Raw genomic sequence first — 21,484 nt, 5'->3', positions numbered from 1 at the left:
ACTCCCGTCCGCGGTTCAATGTGCTGCTCCTGAATGCATGAGGCCCGCTTGCGCGGGCCTCATGGCTTCTACGGCGTAATCACTCAGGAGTCGTAACCCAGATTCGGCGCCAGCCAGCGCTCGGTCACGGCCAGCTCCTGGTCCTTGCGCTTGCTGTAGCTCTCCACCTGGTCCCTGTCGACCTTGCCGACGGCGAAGTATTGCGCCTGCGGGTGGGCGAAGTACCAGCCGCTGACGGCGGCGGCGGGGAACATGGCGTAGTGCTCGGTGAGGAACACGCCGCTCTGGCCCGGCTTGCCGGTCTCGGCCTGCGGGTCGAGCAGGGCGAACAGGGTGCCCTTCTCGGTATGGTCCGGGCAGGCCGGATAACCCGGGGCCGGACGGATGCCCTGGTACTTCTCCTTGATCAGCGCCTCGTTGTCGAGGGCCTCGTCCCGGGCGTAGCCCCAGTAGTCCTTGCGCACCTGCTCGTGCAGCCACTCGGCGCAGGCTTCGGCGAGGCGGTCGGCCAGCGCCTTGACCATGATGCTGTTGTAGTCGTCGCCCTTGGCCTCGTAGGCCTTGGCCAGCTCCTCGGCGCCGATGCCGGCGGTGACGATGAAGCCGCCGACGTAGTCGGTGACGCCGGAGTCCTTCGGCGCGACGAAGTCGGCCAGCGACAGGTTCGGCTTGCCATCCGGCTTGATGGTCTGCTGGCGCAGGTGGTGCAGGGTGGCCAGTTTCTCGCCGCTCGCGCCGTAGACTTCCAGGTCGTCGCCGGCGACCTGGTTGGCCGGCCAGAAGCCGAGCACGGCGCGGGCCTTGATCAGCTTCTCGTCGATCAGCTTCTTCAGCATCGCCTGGGCGTCGTTGTACAGGCTGGTGGCCGCTTCGCCGACCACCTCGTCGGTGAGGATGCGCGGGAACTTGCCGGCCAGGTCCCAAGAGATGAAGAACGGCGTCCAGTCGATGTACTGGCTGAGCACCTCGAGGTCGATATCCTCCAGCACCTTGACGCCGGTGAAGGAGGGCACCGGCGGCTGGTAGCCGGCCCAGTCGAACTGCGGGCGGTTGGCCAGCGCGGCCTGGTAGCTCAGGCGCTCGATGCGCGCGCTGCGGTTGACGGTGCGCTCGCGGACCTCGGCGTACTCCGTGCGCAGCTTGGCGACGTAGTCGGTCTTCAGCTCCTTGGACAGCAGGGTGGTGGCCACGCCGACCGCGCGCGAGGCGTCGGTGACGTAGACCACGGCGTCGTTGCTGTATTGCGGCTCGATCTTCACCGCGGTGTGCGCCTTGGAGGTGGTGGCGCCGCCGATCATCAGCGGCAGGCTGAAGCCCTGGCGCTGCATTTCCTTGGCGACGTGGACCATCTCGTCCAGCGACGGGGTGATCAGGCCGGACAGACCGATGATGTCGCACTTCTCGGCGATGGCGGTCTGCAGGATCTTCTCCGCCGGCACCATCACGCCAAGGTCGACGATGTCGTAGCCGTTGCAGCCGAGCACCACGCCGACGATGTTCTTGCCGATGTCGTGTACGTCGCCCTTCACGGTGGCCATGAGGATCTTGCCCTTGGCTTCCGGCTTGTCGCCCTTCTCGGCCTCGATGAAGGGGATCAGGTGGGCCACCGCCTGCTTCATCACCCGTGCGGACTTCACTACCTGCGGCAGGAACATCTTGCCGGCACCGAACAGGTCGCCGACCACGTTCATGCCGGCCATCAGCGGGCCTTCGATCACCTCGATGGGCCGCGCGCACTGCTGGCGCGCTTCCTCGGTGTCCTCGACGATGAAGGTGGTGATGCCCTTGACCAGCGCGTGCTCCAGACGCTTGTTGACGTCGTAGCTGCGCCACTCCTCGGTCTCGGCCTCCTTGACGCTGCCGTCGCCCTTGTACTGGTCGGCGATGGCCAGCAGCGCCTCGGTGCTGCCTTCGTGGCGGTTGAGCACCACGTCCTCGACCTTGTCGCGCAGCTCGGCGGGGATCTCGTCGTAGATCTCCAGCTGGCCGGCGTTGACGATGCCCATGGTCAGGCCGTTCCGGATCGCGTGGTAGAGGAATACCGAGTGGATCGCCTCGCGCACCGGGTTGTTGCCGCGGAACGAGAACGACACGTTGGACACGCCGCCGCTCGACAGGGCATAGGGCAGGTGGTCGCGGATGTAGGCGCAGGCCTCGATGAAGTCGACCGCGTAGTTGTTGTGCTCCTCGATGCCGGTGGCCACGGCGAAGATGTTCGGGTCGAAGATGATGTCTTCCGGCGGGAAGCCGACTTCGTTGACCAGGATGTCGTAGCTGCGCTGGCAGATCTCGCGCTTGCGCGCGGCGGTGTCGGCCTGGCCGACCTCGTCGAAGGCCATCACCACCACGGCGGCGCCGTAGCGCTTGCACAGGTGGGCGTGGTGCTTGAACTGCTCGACGCCTTCCTTCATGGAGATCGAGTTGACGATGCCCTTGCCCTGGATGCACTTCAGGCCCGCCTCGATCACCTCCCACTTGGAGGAGTCGATCATGATCGGCACGCGGGAGATGTCCGGCTCGGAGGCGATCAGGTTGAGGAAGGTGACCATCGCCGCCTTCGAGTCCAGCATGCCCTCGTCCATGTTGATATCGATCACCTGGGCGCCGGCTTCCACCTGCTGGCGGGCGACGTCGAGGGCTTCGGCGTAGTTTTCCTCGCGGATCAGGCGGGCGAACTTGGCCGAACCGGTGATGTTGGTGCGCTCGCCGACGTTGACGAACAGCGAGCTGCGGTCGATGGTGAACGGCTCGAGGCCGGCCAGGCGGCAGGCCTTGGGGATGACCGGGATGGCGCGCGGCGGGTACTTGGCGACCGCCTCGGCGATGGCCTGGATGTGCGCCGGGGTGGTGCCGCAGCAGCCGCCGACGATGTTCAGGAAGCCGCTGGCGGCGAATTCCTCGACCACCACGGCCATCTCGGCCGGTGTCTCGTCGTACTCGCCGAAGGCGTTGGGCAGGCCGGCGTTGGGGTGGGCGGAGACGTGGGTCTCGGCCTTGGTGGCCAGCTCTTCCAGGTACGGGCGCAGGTCCTTGGCGCCAAGGGCGCAGTTCAGGCCCACGGAGATCGGCTGGGCGTGGCGCACCGAGTTCCAGAACGCCTCGGTGGTCTGCCCGGACAGGGTGCGCCCGGAGGCGTCGGTGATGGTGCCGGAGATCATGATCGGCAGCGTGACGCCGTCTTCCTCGAACACCTGCTGCACCGCGAAGATCGCCGCCTTGGCGTTGAGGGTGTCGAAGATCGTCTCGATCAGGATCAGGTCGGCGCCGCCCTCGATCAGGCCGCGGGTGGCCTCGGTGTAGTTCTCCACCAGCTCGTCGAAGGTGACGTTGCGGTAGCCGGGGTTGTTGACGTCCGGGGAGATCGAGCAGGTGCGGCTGGTCGGGCCGAGCACGCCGGCGACGAAACGCGGCCTGTCCGGGGTCTCGGCGGTCTTGGCGTCGGCGACCTGGCGGGCCAGGCGGGCGCCGGCGACGTTCAGTTCGTAGACCAGTTCCTCCATGCCGTAGTCGGCCTGGGAGACGCGGGTGGCGTTGAAGGTGTTGGTCTCGAGGATGTCGGCGCCGGCGTCCAGATAGGCCTTCTCGATGGCGCCGATCACGTCCGGACGGGTCAGCAGCAGCAGGTCGTTGTTGCCCTTGACGTCCTGCGGCCAGTCGGCGAAGCGCTCGCCGCGGTAGTCCTCTTCTTCCAGCCTGTAGCTCTGGATCATGGTGCCCATGCCGCCATCGAGGATCAGGATGCGTTCCTTGAGGGCTTGCTGGAGGGCCTGGAGGCGGGCGGCGCGGTCGGACATGGGGACTACCTGGACAGGGTGGATCGTGAAGGCGGGCATGATAGCAAAGCTGCATGGTTCTGGAGCGGGGAGGGGGTGGCCATGAATTTTGTTCATGTTGTCGGGGTCTGATGGTTCCCACGTTCCGCGTGGGAACCGGATCCTTGGACGCTCTGCGTCCATCGGCCGCCGGAGCGGCCGGCGCTGCGTGCCCACGCGGAGCGCTCGTCGTTATACACAAGTCCCGGTGAGCGCGTCGCGGGCCTCAAAAGCGATGACAAAGTCCCGCAACCGCTGCAGCCCGGTCCACATTGCCTTGGGCCCGGGTGGCCCATCGTGCTTGCGCCCCAAATAGCCGCCCAGGCTGGCTATCAGCATCACGACCTCACCCAGCGAGGGGGGAGTCTGTGGCGGCATGCAACGCTTGGCCACCATGTAGGCGGCCCGCCACTCCCGAGCCTCGAACACCAGCTCGCAGCTCAGACCTGGACAGCTTCGCCCCAACATCAGGCTGTACAGCACCCGCCATGTCACGACCAGGTAAAGCCCGATGCAGGGCAGTAGTCGCTCTTCGGTCTCCAGCTGCAGTCGATTGATCTGGCAACCATTCTTCAGAACGTGGAAGTAAACCTCGATACACCAGCGCACGGCATACCATTCGACGACTGTAACGGCTTGGGCCAGGCCTTCCACCGGCAGGCTTGTCAGCAGCAACCACTCCAACGGCTCGACGCCCTCCGGCGGGTGCTCCTCGCAAGCCAGGACGGCATTGATCATGACCTCAGGCAAGCGATGCCCGACGCGGGACGGTGGTTGCAGCGTGAGACTGGCAGAGCGCAGAGTGACCTGCGCCAGGCGGGCGGGACGTTTCGGGCGCGCCCGTACCTCAACCTCGACTTGCCCCAGGCTTGGCGTCGCCGCCACAGAGGCCCACAGCTTGTCGGCAGCACCGCCCAGCACGCGGCGATCCTGTGCTGCGCGCACAATCCATTGCGCCCGTGTCGTCGCAGCGACGTCTTCATACTCGACGAACCACTCGTACAGATCACCTTCGGCGTCGGCGAGATTGACGACCTGGCTTTGCGGGAGCTGCCCCTGTAGCGCACAACTGCTCTGGTAGCTGTCGATCCAGCGTCGACTTTCCTTCTCGTCCACTCCTTTTCCGCGCCGCTCCTTGCGTGGGCTTGGCTCATCACGCTGCCACCACTCGGCCGCCACCACGCCCAGACAAACCCGCTCCGGTGTGAATGCCACGGTCGGATGGAGTCGGCGGGGATGCTTCTGCCTCTCCTTGATGGTGCCCACTCCCTTGGGGCCCAGATTCACCCACTTGTCTAGCTCGGTCGTGTCCTGGGCTAACAGCACCACGGGGCAGCACTCCATGCGCTGCAAGGTGGCATCCCGATGGGGGGCCAAAACTGTTTCGAAAGTGGCCTTCTCGTTATCGAAGAAACGGTAGGCCGCCATCGTCTCCGCCCAGCTCCGGCAAGCGGTAGGAATGCTGTTGCGTGGATCTGCACCCAACTGCTCCAGCAGCTTGGCGACACGCGCATTCAATCGCTCATCGCCCAGGTTTGCCGTGCGCATCTCTTCCTCAGCCCAGCTCGCGGATGACATCCCTGTACTCCCTCGGAAAACCTAAGATGGTGACTGAACTTGTGTATAACGACGAGCGCGGAGCGTGGGCACGATCAGACACCAGAGCGCTGGGCAAACGGCTAGAATCCTCCATCGCCCGCCACGGACAGCCTCATGCCCATCTTCCTCCTGCTGCTGGCCAGCCTGCTGCTCAGCCTGCCGCTGTCCGCCGCGCCGGTGTCCTTCACTCGCGACGTGCAGCCGATCCTCACGCAGAAGTGCGTGGCCTGCCATGCCTGCTACGACGCGCCCTGCCAGCTCAACCTGGGCAGCGCCACCGGTATCCAGCGCGGCGCCTCGAAGGTGCCGGTGTACAACGGCAAGCGCATCGAGGCCGACGCCACCACGCGGCTGTTCGTCGATGCGCAGACGGAAGCCGGCTGGCGGGCGCAGGGCTTCCATTCGGTGCTGGGCGGCGGCGATGCCGCGCTGGTGGCCCGGATGCTCGAGCTGGGCCGCACCCATGCGCCCATACCCGGCGCGAAGCTGCCGGAGGATCTGGAGATCGGCATCTACCGCGACAACCAGTGTCCGACGCCCGAGCAGTTCGACGACTTCGCCCGCAGGAACCCCGGCGCCGGCATGCCCTTCGCCGTCAGCGGCCTGAGCGACGGCGAGTACGCCACCCTGCGCCGCTGGCTGGCCGAGGGTGCGCCCCTGGATGGCGAGCCGGTGGTCGCCAGCGCTTCCGAGGCGGCGCAGGTCGCCGCGTGGGAGGCGCTGCTCAACCGCCCCGGCGCCCGCGAGCAGCTGGTGGCGCGCTGGCTGTACGAGCACCTGTTCCTCGCCCACCTGTACTTCGACCAGGGGAAAAGCAGGCGCTTCTTCGAGCTGGTGCGCTCGCGCACCCCCAGTGGCGAGGCGGTGGACGTGATCGCCACCCGGCGGCCCAACGATGACCCCGGCACCAGCTTCCACTACCGCCTGCGGCCGATTCAGGGCGTGATCGTGCACAAGACCCACATCACCTACGCGCTGGGTCCCCACAAGCTCAGGCGGATCGAGGAGCTGTTCTTCAGCGGCGACTGGGTGGCGAAGGCGCTGCCCGGCTACGGCCCGCAGCGCCGTGCCAACCCGTTCGAGACCTTCGCCGCCATCCCGGCCCGAGCGCGCTACCAGTTCATGCTGGACGATGCCGAATACTTCGTGCGCACCTTCATCCGCGGCCCGGTGTGCCGCGGGCAGATCGCCACCGACGTGATCCGCGACCACTTCTGGACGCTGTTCCAGGCCCCCGCCCACGACCTCTATCTGCAGGATGCCGACTACCGCGAGAAGGTCACGCCGCTGCTGGCGCTGCCGGGGCAGGAGGACGATCTGGCCCGCCTGCCGCTGGTCTGGCACCGCTACCGCAGCAAGCTGGGCGACTACGAGGCGGCGCGCCGCGAGGCCTACTCGCACACGCCGTATCCGAGCTGGTCGCACATCTGGGCCGGCAACGACAACGCGCTGCTGAGCATCTTCCGCCAGCATGACAGCGCCTCGGTGCGCAAAGGCCTGATCGGTGCCGTGCCGCAGACCCTGTGGTGGCTGGACTTCCCGCTGCTGGAGCGCACCTACTACGCGCTGGTGGTCAACTTCGACGTGTTCGGCAACGTCTCCCACCAGGCGCAGACGCGTCTGTACTTCGACCTGATCCGCAACGGCGCCGAGCAGAACTTCCTGCGCCTGATGCCGCCGGGCGAGCGCCGGGCGATCCTGCACGACTGGTACCAGGATGGCGGCCTGCTCAAGGTGTGGCTGAACTACGAACGCATAGACAGCGACACGCCCAGCGGCCTGGTCCTGCCACCGGGCGATCCCAAGGAAGCCTTCGCTGCGCGCCTGCTGGAACGCTACGGCACGCTGAACGCGCGGCCCGACCCGCTCAACCGCTGCCGCGACGGGCGCTGCTACCGGCCCACTGCCAATTCCGCCGTGCAGCAGATCGACCAGCGCCTCAGCGCGCTGGCGGCCCGGCCGCTGGCGCAGTTGAAGGCCATCGGGTTCCTGCCCGAGGCGACCCTGCTGCGCGTCGAGCTGGATGGCGGCGGGCGCGAGGTCTACAGCCTCTTGCGCAACCGTGCGCACAGCAACGTGGCCTTCATGCTCGGCGAGTCGCTGCGCTACCAGCCGGAGAAGGACACCCTGACCCTGTACCCGGAAGTGCTGAGCAGCTACCCGAACTTCCTGTTCAGCCTGCGTGAAGGGGAGGTGGGCGCCTTCGTCGCCTCGTTGCAACAGGCCGAGGCGGTGGAGGATTTCGAGCGCATCGTGCAGCGCTGGGGCGTGCGCCGCAGCGATCCGCGCTTCTGGAGCCTTTTCCACGACCTGGCCGCGCACATCCGCGAAACCAAGCCGGTGGAGGCGGGGGTGCTGGACATGAATCGCTATCAGAACCTGTGAGGGCGTCGGGAGAAAGGTGCTGCCGGCCTTATTCCTACCAAAATGCTGGGACTTTATCCGCGCCCCGGCATGGCGTACACTGCGCGCATACCTGCAAGGAGTTCCCATGAGCGCCATCACCTTCACCGAATCCGCCCAGGCTTACCTGGCCGAGCTGCTGGAGAAGCAGAACACCCCGGGCATCGGCATCCGCGTGTTCATCACCCAGCCGGGCACCCAGTACGCCGAGACCTGCATCGCCTACTGCAAGCCGCACGAGCAGAAGCCCGAGGATACCGCCCTGGCGCTGAAGGACTTCACCGCCTGGCTGGATGCGGTCAGCGTGCCCTTCCTCGAGGACGCCGTGGTCGACTACGCCACCGACCGCATGGGTGGCCAGCTGACCATCAAGGCGCCGAACGCCAAGGTGCCGATGGTCAACGAGGACAGCCCGCTGCCCGAGCGCATCAACTACTACCTGCAGACCGAGGTCAATCCGGGGCTGGCCAGCCACGGCGGCATGGTTTCGCTGGTCGACATCGACGACGAAGGCGTCGCCATCCTGCGCTTCGGCGGCGGCTGCCAGGGTTGCGGCATGGTCGACATGACCCTCAAGGACGGCGTCGAGAAGACCCTGATGGAACGCATCCCCGAACTGAAGGGCGTGCGCGATGTCACCGACCACACCAATAAGGAAAATGCCTACTACTGAGTAGCCCATTTTCCGGATATTGCAGTGAAAAATCACAAAGGGCGGATATCCGCCCTTTGTAATTTCGATTATCACAAAACCATCTAAGCTCCCGTCTTCCCCTTTGCTAGTTTCATTCCAGCAGCGCCGATGTCTCTTCAGAGATTATTAGCGAATAACCAGGATGGAACATGCACAATCAAATGCTTCGTCGACTCCTCGTTGTCGACACTTCGAACGAATTCAAGCCCCTTGTTTCCAAACTGCAGCATGCCGGCTGGGAGGTAACGGCCTGTTCATTCGATGAAGCCTTCGAGCAGCGGGCGGAGGTCGGGATCATCCGTCTCGACCTTGCGCTCGATGATCTGGAGGAGGTGCGTGACCTGGTCAGCCACAACCCCGCCCTGTGGGTTGCCGTGCTGGCGCCGGGGGTGCCGCTGGATGGGAGCCTTGGCTCCCTCATCGGCGAATGGTTCTTCGACTACTACACCCTGCCGCTCGATCTGGACCTGTTCCAGGCCACGCTGGGGCACGCCCTGGGCATGGCCATGCTGCGCAGGCCCGAGAAGCTCAGGGCCGATGACGACCGGCTGCTGGGCAACACGGCGACCATGCGCGAACTGCGCACGCTGCTGACCAAGCTGGGCCCCACCGACTCGCCCGTGCTGATCCGCGGCGAAAGCGGCACCGGCAAGGAGCTGGTGGCTCATGCCCTGCACCGGCTTTCGCGACGGGCCAGGGAGCCCTTCGTGGCGATCAACTGCGGGGCCATTCCCGAACAGTTGATCCAGTCCGAACTGTTCGGCCACGAGAAGGGGGCCTTCACCGGTGCCCATCAGCGCAAGATCGGCCGGATCGAGTCGGCGGATGGCGGCACGCTGTTCCTCGACGAGATCGGCGACCTGCCGATGGACCTGCAGGCCAACCTGCTGCGCTTCCTGCAGGAAGGGCAGATCGAGAGGGTCGGCGGCAGCCAGCCGATCAAGGTGAATGTCCGCGTGCTGGCGGCCACCCACGTCGACCTGGAGCAGGCCGTGGAGCGTGGACGTTTCCGCGAGGACCTCTACTATCGCCTGAACGTCCTGCAGGTGCGCACCAGCCCGCTGCGCGAGCGTCTGGAGGACGTTCCGGCGCTGGCCCGGCATTTCGCCAGGTTGTATGCCGAGGAGGTCGGCCGGCGTCCGCGGCCCTTCAGCGATGCGGCATTGAAGGCGCTGTGTGACTACGACTGGCCGGGCAACGTGCGCGAACTGGCCAACCGGGTGCGGCGTGGCCTGGTCCTCGCCGAGGGCAATCTGATCGAGGCGGAGGATCTGGGCTTCCAGCGCGCGGTCGCGGCGCACAAGGCCGACATCAGCCTGGAAGACTACAAGCTGCAGGCCGAGAAGCAGGCGCTCAGCGATGTGCTGCTGCAGTACTCGCAGAACCTCAGCCGCGCCGCCAAGGCGCTCGGCGTGTCCCGTCCCACCTTCTATCGCCTGCTGAGCAAGCACGGCATCCGCTGACCGCCACCATGTAAAGCCCCGGCCGGACGCACATCCGGCCGGGGCTTTTGCGCAGGGTCAGAAGTAGTAGGGGAACTTGAGGCTGAAGGAAAAATCCGGCGCATCCGGGGTCAGGCCGATCGACAGGTTGGGCACCATGGTCAGCTTGTCGGTCAGGGCGAAGGTCATGCCGACGTTGAAGTAGGCCGCATTGGCGTCGCTGCTGTCGACGGTCTGCCAGTCGCCGCCGTCGGGCTTGATCTCGCTTTTCCGGCCGATCAGCTGCGAGTAGGAGAAGGACAGGCTCATGCGGTCGTTGAGGGCGAAGGCAGTGCCCAGGCCGTACTGGAACCAGTCGCCCAGCTTGACCTTGCCGCCGAGCTTCTGGCCGGGCGTGGAACTGATGTCGTCGAAGGACTCCTCGAAGTTGTGGGTATAGGAGAGGTTGGCGAACAGCACGGCGGGGTCGACGGTCTTCACCAGGGCGATGCCCGGGGTGACCGACCACACGCCGTTGCCGGTGGGCAGCTCCTCGGGCACGGTGAGGTTGGTGTTGGTGGGCGACTGGACCAGCTTGATGCCATAGGGCTCATCGCCGGTCGGTGCCTTGACCCGCAGGCTGAAGACCGCATCCGGCCGTCCTGGCGCCTCGTCGAGGAACTTGTAGGACACGCCCATGCTGACATCGCCGATGGCCGGGTCGCGGGTGACGGTTTCCGAGGAGAAGGTGTTGGTGCCACCCCCGGCCCCTCCGCCGGCACCGGTTGCACCGGCCGATTCGTAGGTCGTCTCGCGGTAGGTAACCGGCACGTTGAGGTCGAACTGCCAGCGGTTGCCCAGGTTGTAGCGGCCAGTCAGGTCGAAGGTGAAGTTGTCCGACTCGATCTGGTCGACGCCGATGTTGCCGAGGAAGATGGCGTCCAGTGCGAGGAAGCCATTGAGGAACATCTGCCGGGCATCGTAGTGGCTGTAGGTCAGACCGGTTTCCAGGCTGAACCTGCCTTCGCCGAAGAAGCCGCTGGCCTTGTCGTAGATGTCCCCGACGCTGCGGGCGGGCGTGTTGTCTTCACGCAGGCTTTCTCCATAACCTGTCGCTTGCGTGCCGGAGGAAGGAGAGCGTGCCAGGCGCTGGGGTTGGGGGACCCCAGGCTGCGCTTCCACTTCGCGCACGCGCTGTTCCAGTACCATCAGGGCTTTCTGTTGCGCGTCGTATCGCTGGCGCAGTTCGAGCAGTTGCTGTTGCAGGGCCGCTACATCTGCCTCTGTAGCTGCATGCAGGAAGGTGGATGGAAGAAGGGCAGCGACACCTATTGCAATCTGAAGCGGATATGAACGAGACATGAGCGAAGTCCCTATCGGTTGGATGGTGCTTCAAGCGTAGATCAGTAGCCCACCGGCCGTAGGTCGCGCAGCTGGTTCCAGTTGAGTTGCAACTGATCGCCGTTCAGGCCGCGATCGCGCAGTACCACATCCAGGGTCGCCAGGTTGGTGACCGTGTTGCTGGATCCACCGATAACGGTGTGCTGCTGCAGGCCGCCGCTGCCCATCTGCTGCAGGCTGTTGCCTTGGCCCAGCGCCTGGATCGCGATCTGCAGGCCGCCGGCATTGGGGCTGATGCGCACGCTGCCGGCGCTGGAGCTGCCTTCGATGACGCCGCTGAAGCCCTGGCTCCCGCCGCTCGCCGTCGGCGCCGAACTGCCCCGGCTGATGTTGATGGAGACACCGTTGAGAGCGGTGTTGAAGTCGCCGGCAGCCCGTACGCTCTGGCTGACGCCCTGCACTTCGGAGAGTCCGGCGCCGCCGGTGACCTGGCCGTTGCCGGCGGTCGGTGCGCCCTGTCCGTTATCGTTGGTCAGGAGCGAGACGGTGAACTGCGGCTCAAACATGTTCTCGTTGACCTGCATGCTGACGCTGCCGCCCAGTACCTGGCCACTGGCGTTCTGCCACTGGCTGGACATGGTCACGCCGAAGTGAACGATGCGTCCTGGCATCACGAAACGGCCGCGCAGTTGGGAGAGTTCCTGGTCGCTCAGTTCGACCGCTTCGAACGGATTGCTGGCGTGAGCCGAGATGCTGGCGGCAATGCAGCTGGCAGCCAGTAGGACATGAAGCTTCATGGTGACCTCCGCAGGCGTTCTGCCAATGTCCTTGCCACTGGCAGGGGGTTGCAGTACGTCGCTATCAGAAAAAGTCGCTCTGGATGAAGCCGTGCTCCATCAGCTCGGCGTCCTTGACCGGCTGGAAGCCATCGAGGTGCTTCCGGGCGGTGAGGGGCTCCGGGGGGCTCAGCAGGGCGTTGGCCCTGTCGTATTCGGGGCCGATCACGGCGAATACGATGCCGTTCCAGCCCTTGGTGAAGTCTTCGAGGCTGTAGCGCTTGTGGCCGAGCACCGGATCGCCGATGTAGACGAATCCATCCTGGGTGCGCTGCAGGACGACGAAATGCTTGTAGCCGCGGATCTCCTGCAGGACGACGACGGGTATCTTGAGTCGTTCCAGTCCATCGGCTTCGATTCGATAGCCGCGGGCGCGCATGCCGAGATTTTCGATGTAGCGCTTCATGTCCAGCATGGAGAAGCCCTGGTTGCGCACCAGCTCGTGGTCGGCGCCGAGGAGCATGCCGTTGATCACGAAGGTTTCGTCCACATCGAAGCGGTAGGCCTGGCGCAGGATGGTGGCCAGGGCGGCAGCGCCGCAGCTGAAATCGGTTTTCTGTTCCACCAGGTTGCTGAAGCGCTGTTCGCGCATGCTCTCGACCTGCTTGAAAGCCAGTGCGCCGCCCGGAAGGACGGCCATCGGAACTTGAGCGGCCTGGAGGGCGCCACTCAGACAGCACAGAACAGGCAGGATGACCAGACGCATTGCACACCTCCCTATGAAAGAAGGGGAGCCCTGCGGGCGCAGGGCTCCCTTCGTGCATGGTGATTAGAGGTCGTCGTTGCCGTTGCTGCAGGCGTTGCAGCCGGCGGCGATGGTCATGGTGTTCAGCTGCTGGTTGTTGGAACCGGCGGCCACGTTCACGCCCAGGTTGCCGCTGGCACCGTTCAGCGAGTTATCCAGGCTGATGGTGTTGGTAACCGGGTCGATGAACACGCGAGTCTTGGTGAAGGTCGCCGTGGCTGCCAGGCTGCTGTTGCTGGCCTCCTCGTAGGCCTTCTCGAACTGACCGCTGGCGCTGCCGCTGGCGCTGGCCGAGTGGCTGGACTCCTCGGAGGCGCTGAAGTCGGACTCGAAGTTCTTGTTGACGTCGTGGGTCTCGGAGGAGGAGTACGACGAGGTCTTGTCGAGGCTGGCCACTACGCTGCCGGCCGACTCGGCTTGCCAGTCCTTGCCCCAGGAGCCACTGGCGTCGACGCTTACATCCACCTCTGCATCGGCGTGGAAGTCCGGGCCGCGTCCGCGGTTGCGGTCGACATCCAGCAGCACATGAGCGTCGGCATCGATGTCGAGGGTCTTGGTCCAGGAGGCCGAGGCGCTGCCCGAGTGGTCCTTCTCGATGGAAGCATTCAGGCTGGAGCTGTAGTCATGATCGGCGGTAGAGGACGAGTCATGATGGGCGCTGAAGGAGCCCGAGGCGTTCTTGGAGTACGAGCTGCTTTCCTCGTTGGCCTTGGCCCACTCGTAGCTCGAACTCGCGGAGCCGCTCGCGCTGTGGGACTTGCTGGAGTCCTTGGTGACCGAGAGCGAGGTGGTGTAGGTCACCCCGGCGGCTTCGTTGTACACGGCGGCGCCGCTCAGGCTCTGATCGCCTTCGACTTCGGCGGTGGCAGACCAGCCCCGGGCGGTGGCGATGGCCAGAGCGTTGGCCTGCTGGTTGAGGTTGCCGGAGGCCACGTTGATGCCGACGGCGCCGGAGGCGTTGTTGCCGAAACCGCTGGTGGTGACGGCGTTCGAGCCACTGAACTTGACGATGCCGTCGCGGTTTTCCTGGTCGACGTCGATCTCGGCGCGTGCCGAGCCGAACACGAAGGCTTCGTCGGCGGTAGCGATGGCCACGTCGTTGACCTGCTGGTTCATGCTGCCCGCGGCGATGTTGGCGCCGACGTTACCTTCGTTGTCGCTCAGGGTGTCGGTCATGTCGACGCTGTTCTGGGTGCCCTCGTCGGTCACGTGGGTGCCACGGCCGATGTACTGATCGCGCTTCACCTCGGCGGTGGCGTCACCGGCATTGCGGTCGAGCAGGTAGGACTGCTGCTGATGGTGGTGGCGTTGTCCGGCCTGTGCCGAGATGGCCATTGCGGCGGCAATGGCGAACACCAGCGGTTTCAGGGTCATCGATGCTTTCATGGTGGTTCTCCTTGCAGTTTTTTTATGCAACACGTGTTGGACTTGCGTTGGTTTCAGGTCAATCCATGACCCTTATGCTGAGGCTGTTTACCGTCCGGTTGCCCACCCCAGCGCTCTGGCTCAGCTGAACTACACCACTGCTGCCGGCGAAGGCCCGGTCGTCGGTACCGACGATCCTGGCTCCCGGCCCCGACTCAGCTGCTCCTGAGTCCTGCGAAAGCACCACGCTCTGCTGAGCGAGGATGCTGTCGTCCAAACTTTCCACGGGAGCGCCCACGCTCGTGCGGAAAGAGTTGATCTGCTGGCTGCCGGCGCCGCTCGACTGGTTGACGCCGAGTACGCCGTTGCCGTTGCTGAAGGCATTGCCCTCGATGCTCGACTGCATGTTCCGGGAAAGATCGGGGTTCTCCAGAACCTGCTGCTGCCGCAAGTTGGTCGTCGCGGACGCGCCGCTGCCGATAGCCAGGGCGCGTGCGTTGATCTGCTGATGCTGATCGCCTGCCGCCTGGTTGATCGACAGCACGCCCTGGTAGTTGCGTCCGCTGTCTTCGATCAGGGCCTGGCTGTGCGGAGGAACCTGCTCGGCCAGAGCCAGAGCCGGCAAGGCGAGGCCGATGAACAGACTGATGCGGCGCATGTCAGCGATCTCCGGTGATGGCTTTCAGTGGGGCCAGGCCCTGCTGCAGACTGCGGTTGACCTGGTTGGAGATGCTGGCGCCGGCGCCCCCCGAGTGCCCCGCCCGCATGTTGGGCAGGCCCCGGCCGGCTTCGCCGCTCGATGCGCCGAGGCCGGGGAGCTGGCCGCCCGGCATCACCTGGCGCTGCAGGCCCGCACCGCTGGAGATGCTGGCGAAGTCGCCATCGCTCAGCTCGGTCGCGGCCATGGTGCGATTGCCCATGGCTGCCTTGGCGCTGACCGTGTTCGGATTCGGATCGGGAGCCAGCGGGGCTCGGGTTGCGACCCGCGGCTGCACGTCGCGGGTGATGACGATGACACCGTCGGCGCTGAGCGCAGGAGTGATTGTTCCTGCACCTGTCAGTGCGATCGTCAGCAGCATTGCCGAGCGAGAGATCCTTGAAGCTTTTCGATCCATGGCAGCGTTTCCTGCACGTTCAGACCCTGTTGCGTGCTGTCTGTATCGCAGGTGTCGTGCCAGTTCTCGAAAACCCAATCAGATCAGTGGCTTGGCGGATACGGCGGGAAAACGGCGGGGAAAGGTGTTAACCCGCTGAAACACCCGAATGAGCCGCTCAGGTCTCGGGGCCAGCAAATCCGCGGCCTGCAGGGAAATTGCGGGTGTTGCAGGATTGATACAGTCCCCCCGCAAGGGCGGCCGGGCCGCAGGAACGCGCTATTTGCCGGCCCCGATCTGTATCATGCGTGCAACACAGTCCGCTGTTGCAGCGGCATGCCAGCCATTCGCCGAGCGCAAGGAGAAAACATGCATCCCTTCACTGCCACCCGCCCCCCGCATCTGGCCTGGCTGCTCGGCCTGGCCGGGCTGATCCCGTTCATCAGTGGCGCCCTGGGCATCTGGCTCACCCCGGTCGGCTGGCGCCCGCTGGTACTGACCGCGCTGCTCGACTACTCGGCAGTGATCCTGGCCTTCATGGGAGCCATCCACTGGGGCCTGGCGATGCGCGCCGAGGAAGACAGCCTGAATGCCCAGATGCAGCTGGGCCTGTCGGTGATACCGCCGCTGATCGGCTGGGCGGCGGTTTCCTTCGGCATGCCGGTGGCGCTGGCGATTCCCGTGTTCATCCTGGCCTTCATCGGCCTGTACCTGGCCGACCTGCGTGCCGTGCGCCTGGGGCTGGCGCCGATCTGGTACAAGCCGTTGCGCAAGCCGCTGACCGTGGCGGTCAGCATCAGCCTGCTGGTGGCCTGGGGCGGTGTGCTGCTGGCCTGAGCCGCTCAGCAGCTCAACTGGTCGGCCTCGCGGCAGAGCTTCAGCAGCTTGTCGGTCACGGTCCGTTGCAGTTCGTTGCGCTCGAAGGCCGACAGGTGCGGCAGGTCGCACAGCTGCAGGCGGTGCAGGTGCAGGCAGGGGATGCGCTGGTCGAGTTCGCGCAGGTCGCCCTTGACCAGTACCGGCAGGAAAGCCTCGCCGCGGGCCTTGAGCCTGCTGATGATCAGGGCCAGGGCGCTCTTGAGCGGGCGCGCCTGCAGCGGTTCGCCGTTGCTGCCCATGAGGGCCAGCAGCAGGCCCCGCTGGTTCTGGAAGTGCCCCGGCAGCACGCACAGGCCGGTCTTGACCACCGCCAGCGGTGAAATGTGGTGAATCGTGTCGAGGATGGCGTGGGTGCTGGGCTGGACCACCATCTTGTGGCTGCCGCCGGCGGGGAAGTACAGGCTGTAGTCGGTGTACAGCTGGTTCACCGAGCCGGCATGGATGCACAGGCGGTTCTCGAACAGCCGGATCAGGCGCTCCGCCTGGGCGCGGTCGTGTAGTCCGTCAAGATCCCAGATCAGGTCGGGGTTCGGCTTCCTGCTCAGGTCGATTCCCTTGGGGCTCATGAATGTAGTCACTGCGATGACACCATGACGAGGGGATGCTGCCCGGGGCGGGCGTGGGTTCGGGGGCGCAGTATGCGCAGGCAGGATATCGGCAGACCAGATGCGCTGCGCGGATTTGCGACGGACGTCGGTCATCTGCGAGTGTGGGGTGGCAAAGTGCTACTTCGCCTTGATTCCGGTCAATGCGCGATGCCGGAACCTGCACCCCGGATCGCGCTCTGGTAGGATGCCGCCCGGCCGTCAGCCATGCAGCGCAGGGCTGCGGCCAGGCAGCTATCAATCACGGAAATGGACGCGCCAGGGGCGCGTGACGGGAGTTCTTGCATGGAATTGTGGACCGCCATCCAGGCGCTGATCCTGGGAATCGTCGAGGGACTGACCGAGTTCCTGCCGATCTCCAGCACCGGTCACCAGATCATAGTCGCGGACCTGATCGGCTTCGGCGGCGACCGCGCCAAGGCGTTCAACATCATCATCCAGCTCGGCGCGATCCTCGCCGTGGTCTGGGAGTTCCGCCAGCGCATCTTCGACGTGGTGCTCGGCCTGCCGCGCGAGCGCCAGGCGCAGCGGTTCACCTGCAACCTGCTGATCGCCTTCTTCCCGGCGGTGATCCTCGGCGTGGCCTTCGCCGACCTGATCGAACACTGGCTGTTCAACCCGATCACCGTGGCCAGCGCGCTGGTCATCGGCGGGCTGGTCATGCTGTGGGCCGAGAAGCGTCAGCATGCCATCGAGGTGCATGCGGTGGACGACATGAGCTGGAAACATGCCCTGAAGATCGGCTGCGCCCAGTGCCTGGCGATGATCCCCGGCACCTCGCGCTCGGCCTCGACCATCATCGGCGGGCTGATCTTCGGCCTGTCGCGCAAGGCGGCCACCGAGTTCTCCTTCTTCCTCGCCATGCCGACCATGGTCGGTGCCGCGGTCTATTCCGGCTACAAGCATCGCGCCCTGTTCGAGAACGGCGGCGACCTGCCGGTGTTCGCCCTCGGCTTCGTCACCTCGTTCATCTTCGCCATGCTGGCTGTGCGGGCGTTGCTCAAGTTCATCGCCAACCACAGCTATGCGGTATTCGCCTGGTACCGCATCGGTTTCGGCCTGCTGATCCTCGCCACCTGGCAGCTGGGCATGATCGACTGGAGCACGGCGCAGGGCTGAGCGAGCGTTCAGAATGAAAAACGCCCCGCAAGTGCGGGGCGTTTTTCATCGGGGGCAGATCAGGCCGCGACGCCCTGGCTGCGCAGGTAGTCGTCGTAGGTGCCGCTGAAGTCGGTCACGCCGTTCTCCGACAGCTCGATGATGCGGGTAGCCAGGGAGCTGACGAACTCTCGGTCGTGGCTGACGAAGATCAGCGTGCCCGGGTAGTTCTCCAGCGCCAGGTTGAGCGCCTCGATGGACTCCATGTCCAGGTGGTTGGTCGGTTCGTCCATCACCAGCACGTTGGGCTTCTTGAGGATCAGCTTGCCGAACAGCATGCGGCCCTGTTCGCCACCGGAGATCACCTTCACCGACTTCTTGATCTCGTCGTTGCTGAACAGCATGCGGCCGAGGGTGCCGCGCACCAGTTGCTCGCCGCCTTGGGTCCACTGGGCCATCCAGTCGAACAGGGTGACATCGTCGGCGAAGTCGTCGGCGTGGTCCTGGGCGAAGTAGCCAACCTCGGCGCTCTCGGTCCACTTCACCTCGCCGTCCATCGGCGCCATCTCGCCGACCAGGGTGCGCAGCAGGGTGGTCTTGCCGATGCCGTTGGGGCCGATGATGGCCACGCGCTCGCCGGCCTCGATCTGCATGGAGAGGTTCTTGAACAGCGGCACGCCGTCGAAGCCCTGGCTGACGTGCTCCAGGGTCACCGCCTGGCGGTGCAGCTTCTTGGTCTGCTCGAAGCGGATGAACGGGCTGACGCGGCTGGACGGCTTGACCTCTTCCAGCTGGATCTTGTCGATCTGCTTGGCGCGGCTGGTGGCCTGCTTGGCCTTGGAGGCATTGGCCGAGAAGCGGCTGACGAAGGTCTGCAGCTCGGCGATCTGCGCCTTCTTCTTGGCGTTGTCGGACAGCAGGCGCTCGCGCGCCTGGGTGGCGGCGATCATGTACTCGTCGTAGTTGCCCGGGAACAGGCGCAGCTCGCCGTAGTCCAGGTCAGCCATGTGGGTGCACACGCTGTTCAGGAAGTGGCGGTCGTGGGAAATGATGATCATGGTGGAGTTGCGCGCGGTCAGCACGCCTTCCAGCCAGCGGATGGTGTTGATGTCCAGGTGGTTGGTCGGCTCGTCGAGCAGCAGCACGTCCGGATTGGCGAACAGCGCCTGGGCCAGCAGCACGCGCAGCTTCCAGCCGGGCGCCACGGCGCTCATCGGGCCGAAGTGCTGGTCCAGCGGAATGCCCACGCCGAGCAGCAGCTCGCCGGCACGCGACTCGGCGGTGTAGCCGTCCATCTCGGCGAACTGCACCTCGAGGTCGGCGACCTTCATGCCGTCTTCTTCGGTCATCTCGGGCAGCGAGTAGATTCGGTCGCGCTCGGCCTTGACCTGCCACAGTTCCTCGTGGCCCATGATCACGGTGTCGATCACCGTGCAGTCCTCGTAGGCGAACTGGTCCTGGCGCAGCTTGCCGAGGCGCACGTTGGGCTCGAGCATGACCTGTCCGGCGGACGGCTCGAGGTCGCCACCGAGGATCTTCATGAAGGTCGACTTGCCGCAGCCGTTGGCGCCGATCAGGCCGTAGCGGTTGCCGTTGCCGAACTTGACGGAAACGTTCTCGAACAGCGGCTTGGCGCCGAACTGCATGGTGATGTTAGCGGTGGAAATCAAGAGGCTCTATCTCGCGGGTTGTAGCAGGGTGTCGTTGTGAGCTGTACCACTTTCGTACCATCCGGCGCTTTATCAGTGGGCTTGGCCGGTTCCGTATCGAGCTTGTCGAGCTCATGCCAGTCGGTCGTGGAGTCGATCCAGCGGGCGTAGGTGGACAGCAGCATCTGGACGCTGTGCCCGAGCTGGGACGCGATGAACGCGGGGTTCATCCCGCTCATCAGGCACATGGTCGCGTAGGTGTGACGAGCATTGTACTGCGGACGGTCCCGAATCCCTAATTTGGCCAGAGCCTGCTTGAAATAGCGATCAGTCGTCGACGACTGGGTGATGAGCTCGGCGATCTTCGCGGGCGGGAAGGCGTAGCGCGACTCCGGGAATGCCAGGTCGCGCTCCGGCGAGCGGCTGGGGAGCGACGGCAACCATGCCGAGCACCATGAGGATGGCGCTGCTATCGACCTTGAGCGCGGGAAGTCTCCTGCTGGCGATGCGATGGCGGGGGGAGGATAGGCAGGACCGCGGGCGATATGCCGGGGCCTGATTTCGGCGCCGGCGAAGAGCTGCAGGGCGAGGGGTGACGCTCCGAAGTTCGGGCAAAAAAGGGTTCATCGCATTTTCCCGGGGAAGGCGGCCTTGATTTTCAGGAAGAAGTAATCGGCGTCCCTGAAGCCATAGGCCATGCGCTTGATCACCTTGATCCGGTTGTTCACCCCCTCCAGCAGGCTGGTGTGCATGTGGAATCGTGCACTGGCGAGGATGCCCCGGGCATAGCGCTGGAGGTTGCGGGCAAAGCGTTGTAGCGGCGCCAAGCCGCTCTCCCGGACATGCCTCAGCCAGGTTCGCCAGCGCCGCCAGCCCTCCCGCACGCTGGGTGCGTACCAGACCTCCTTCAACGCATCCTTGAGCACATAGACCGTGGCCAGTGGCTGGTTGGCTGCCAACAACTCCTGCAGTCGAACGGCATGATCCTCCTTCAGGTTCTCCCGGTTGCGCAGCAGCAGCCAACGGCTCTGCTTGACCACTTGGCGAGCGGGCTTGTCATGGCGCAGGGCATTGGCCTGGTCTACCCGGATGCGGTCGATCACGTCACGTCCGTAGCGGGCGACCACATGGAACAAGTCGTACACAACCTCGGCCTGAGGGCAGTGCTGTTTCACTTCCAGGTCGAAGGCCGTATTCATGTCCATCGCCACAGCCTCGATCTGCTGGCAGCGCTCACCGAGTTGCTCGAAGAACGGGCGTATGGCCTTGCGGCTGTTACCCAGGCCAACCCACAGAACGCGGGTACGCTCGGCATCCATGATCACCGTCGCGTAACGATGGCCTTTGTGCAGGGCGAACTCGTCCATCACCAGACGGCGCACATCGCCCGGCTCGAAGGTGCCGAATGCGGCCTGGAGACGCCGCTTGTCCAGCGTCTTGATGGTGTGCCAGTGCAGCCCGGTGAGCTGGCTGACATGGCTGATGGGCATGAACCGCAGCAGGGTTTCGACCCAGGAACACAGCCGGCGGGTCAGCCGCGAGGCCGGGGCCAACCAGGAAATGTGCTCGGTAACTCGCCCACACGTCAGGCAGTCCACTCGGCGTATGGGGAGTCGCAACTGGACGCGCTGATCGAACAGATCCCGGTCGCGAACGAGGCGAATGCGTCGGTCATGGATCAGGGGGCTGGGCTGCTGACAGCGACCACAGCGTGGAAGGTCGGCCGCTCGGGGTTCGAGGGTCAGCGTGAGGTTTTTTTCGACGGAATGGCTGCAGGCTACAACGTCGTAGCCTGGCCAGAAAGCAGCAAGATCAATAGGATGCACGGTGACAGCAGGGGGCAGGCGTTGGTGTGTTTGGCGACTGCCAATTTACCTGCTTCCCTGTCTGTCAATCCGCTCTTCCCCACGATCCCGCGAAGAACCCTATTTTTCTGCCTCCAA

General features: G+C 65.0%; 17 protein-coding genes. 5 read left to right on the top strand and 12 right to left on the bottom strand.

Features of this window, described 5'->3' with window-relative positions:
- Positions 1 to 83 precede the first annotated feature (83 nt).
- Together metH and SK095_RS04455 are read right to left on the bottom strand one after the other, a co-directional pair.
- Positions 84 to 3,794 carry a methionine synthase gene (gene metH, locus SK095_RS04460; protein ID WP_320548022.1) on the bottom strand — a complete coding sequence of 1,237 codons (3,711 nt, stop codon included), beginning with the start codon at positions 3,792 to 3,794 and terminating at the stop codon, positions 84 to 86.
- 210 nt (positions 3,795 to 4,004) lie between these two features.
- Positions 4,005 to 5,390 (bottom strand): IS4 family transposase, encoded by a 1,386-nt coding sequence (locus SK095_RS04455; protein WP_320546382.1) that lies wholly within the window; start codon positions 5,388 to 5,390, stop codon positions 4,005 to 4,007.
- Positions 5,391 to 5,525: 135 nt separating this feature from the next.
- On the opposite strand from SK095_RS04455, the gene SK095_RS04450 reads away from it, so the two are divergent.
- The 3 genes from SK095_RS04450 to SK095_RS04440 all read left to right on the top strand — a co-directional run bounded on the left by SK095_RS04450 (position 5,526) and on the right by SK095_RS04440 (position 9,971).
- Entirely contained in the window at positions 5,526 to 7,796 is a 2,271-nt protein-coding gene (locus SK095_RS04450; RefSeq protein WP_320548021.1) for a fatty acid cis/trans isomerase, read from the top strand.
- A 106-nt stretch (positions 7,797 to 7,902) separates the two neighbouring features.
- Positions 7,903 to 8,487 (top strand): Fe-S biogenesis protein NfuA, encoded by a 585-nt coding sequence (gene nfuA, locus SK095_RS04445; RefSeq protein ID WP_136488601.1) that lies wholly within the window; start codon positions 7,903 to 7,905, stop codon positions 8,485 to 8,487.
- A gap of 182 nt (positions 8,488 to 8,669) precedes the next feature.
- Entirely contained in the window at positions 8,670 to 9,971 is a 1,302-nt protein-coding gene (locus SK095_RS04440; RefSeq protein WP_320548020.1) for a sigma-54 dependent transcriptional regulator, read from the top strand.
- 57 nt (positions 9,972 to 10,028) lie between these two features.
- Here SK095_RS04440 and SK095_RS04435 read toward each other — a convergent pair whose 3' ends face one another.
- The 6 genes from SK095_RS04435 to SK095_RS04410 form a co-directional block, all read right to left on the bottom strand.
- Positions 10,029 to 11,291 carry a hypothetical protein gene (locus SK095_RS04435; protein ID WP_201485868.1) on the bottom strand — a complete coding sequence of 421 codons (1,263 nt, stop codon included), beginning with the start codon at positions 11,289 to 11,291 and terminating at the stop codon, positions 10,029 to 10,031.
- Positions 11,292 to 11,332: 41 nt separating this feature from the next.
- Entirely contained in the window at positions 11,333 to 12,067 is a 735-nt protein-coding gene (locus SK095_RS04430) for a hypothetical protein (protein WP_320548019.1), read from the bottom strand.
- A gap of 64 nt (positions 12,068 to 12,131) precedes the next feature.
- On the bottom strand, positions 12,132 to 12,812 hold the full coding sequence (locus tag SK095_RS04425) for a C39 family peptidase (RefSeq protein ID WP_320548018.1): 681 nt from the start codon (positions 12,810 to 12,812) through the stop codon (positions 12,132 to 12,134).
- Positions 12,813 to 12,875: 63 nt separating this feature from the next.
- On the bottom strand, positions 12,876 to 14,237 hold the full coding sequence (locus tag SK095_RS04420) for a hypothetical protein (RefSeq protein WP_320548017.1): 1,362 nt from the start codon (positions 14,235 to 14,237) through the stop codon (positions 12,876 to 12,878).
- A gap of 58 nt (positions 14,238 to 14,295) precedes the next feature.
- The gene (locus SK095_RS04415; protein ID WP_201485866.1) at positions 14,296 to 14,874 is read right to left on the bottom strand and encodes an adhesin; all 579 of its coding nucleotides are present in this window, start codon (positions 14,872 to 14,874) and stop codon (positions 14,296 to 14,298) included.
- A gap of 1 nt (position 14,875) precedes the next feature.
- Entirely contained in the window at positions 14,876 to 15,295 is a 420-nt protein-coding gene (locus SK095_RS04410) for a hypothetical protein (protein ID WP_320548016.1), read from the bottom strand.
- Positions 15,296 to 15,679: 384 nt separating this feature from the next.
- Between SK095_RS04410 and SK095_RS04405 the strand changes: the two genes are divergently transcribed.
- Positions 15,680 to 16,147: a DUF3429 domain-containing protein gene (locus tag SK095_RS04405; protein WP_136488593.1), complete on the top strand. Its 468-nt coding sequence runs from the start codon at positions 15,680 to 15,682 to the stop codon at positions 16,145 to 16,147.
- Between the two features lie 5 nt (positions 16,148 to 16,152).
- Here the strand turns inward: SK095_RS04405 and SK095_RS04400 are convergent, their stop codons facing one another.
- Positions 16,153 to 16,755, bottom strand: coding sequence for a hypothetical protein (locus SK095_RS04400; RefSeq protein ID WP_136488592.1), 603 nt, complete (start codon positions 16,753 to 16,755; stop codon positions 16,153 to 16,155).
- Between the two features lie 324 nt (positions 16,756 to 17,079).
- Here SK095_RS04400 and SK095_RS04395 point away from each other — a divergent pair, with 324 nt between their 5' ends.
- Positions 17,080 to 17,913, top strand: coding sequence for an undecaprenyl-diphosphate phosphatase (locus tag SK095_RS04395; protein WP_136488591.1), 834 nt, complete (start codon positions 17,080 to 17,082; stop codon positions 17,911 to 17,913).
- Positions 17,914 to 17,972: 59 nt separating this feature from the next.
- Here SK095_RS04395 and SK095_RS04390 read toward each other — a convergent pair whose 3' ends face one another.
- The 3 genes from SK095_RS04390 to SK095_RS04380 all read right to left on the bottom strand — a co-directional run bounded on the left by SK095_RS04390 (position 17,973) and on the right by SK095_RS04380 (position 21,367).
- Positions 17,973 to 19,562 (bottom strand): ABC-F family ATPase, encoded by a 1,590-nt coding sequence (locus tag SK095_RS04390; protein WP_136488590.1) that lies wholly within the window; start codon positions 19,560 to 19,562, stop codon positions 17,973 to 17,975.
- Entirely contained in the window at positions 19,559 to 19,981 is a 423-nt protein-coding gene (locus SK095_RS04385; RefSeq protein WP_320548015.1) for a tyrosine-type recombinase/integrase, read from the bottom strand. Before SK095_RS04385 ends, SK095_RS04390 begins: the two co-directional genes overlap by 4 nt.
- A 183-nt stretch (positions 19,982 to 20,164) precedes the next feature.
- The gene (locus SK095_RS04380; RefSeq protein WP_320546462.1) at positions 20,165 to 21,367 is read right to left on the bottom strand and encodes an ISL3 family transposase; all 1,203 of its coding nucleotides are present in this window, start codon (positions 21,365 to 21,367) and stop codon (positions 20,165 to 20,167) included.
- Between the last annotated feature and the right edge of the window lie 117 nt (positions 21,368 to 21,484).

It is taken from the genome of Pseudomonas sp. AN-1 (assembly GCF_034057115.1).
Classification (GTDB): Bacteria; Pseudomonadota; Gammaproteobacteria; order Pseudomonadales; family Pseudomonadaceae; genus Geopseudomonas.
This window is presented reverse-complemented; position numbering and strand designations above follow the sequence as displayed.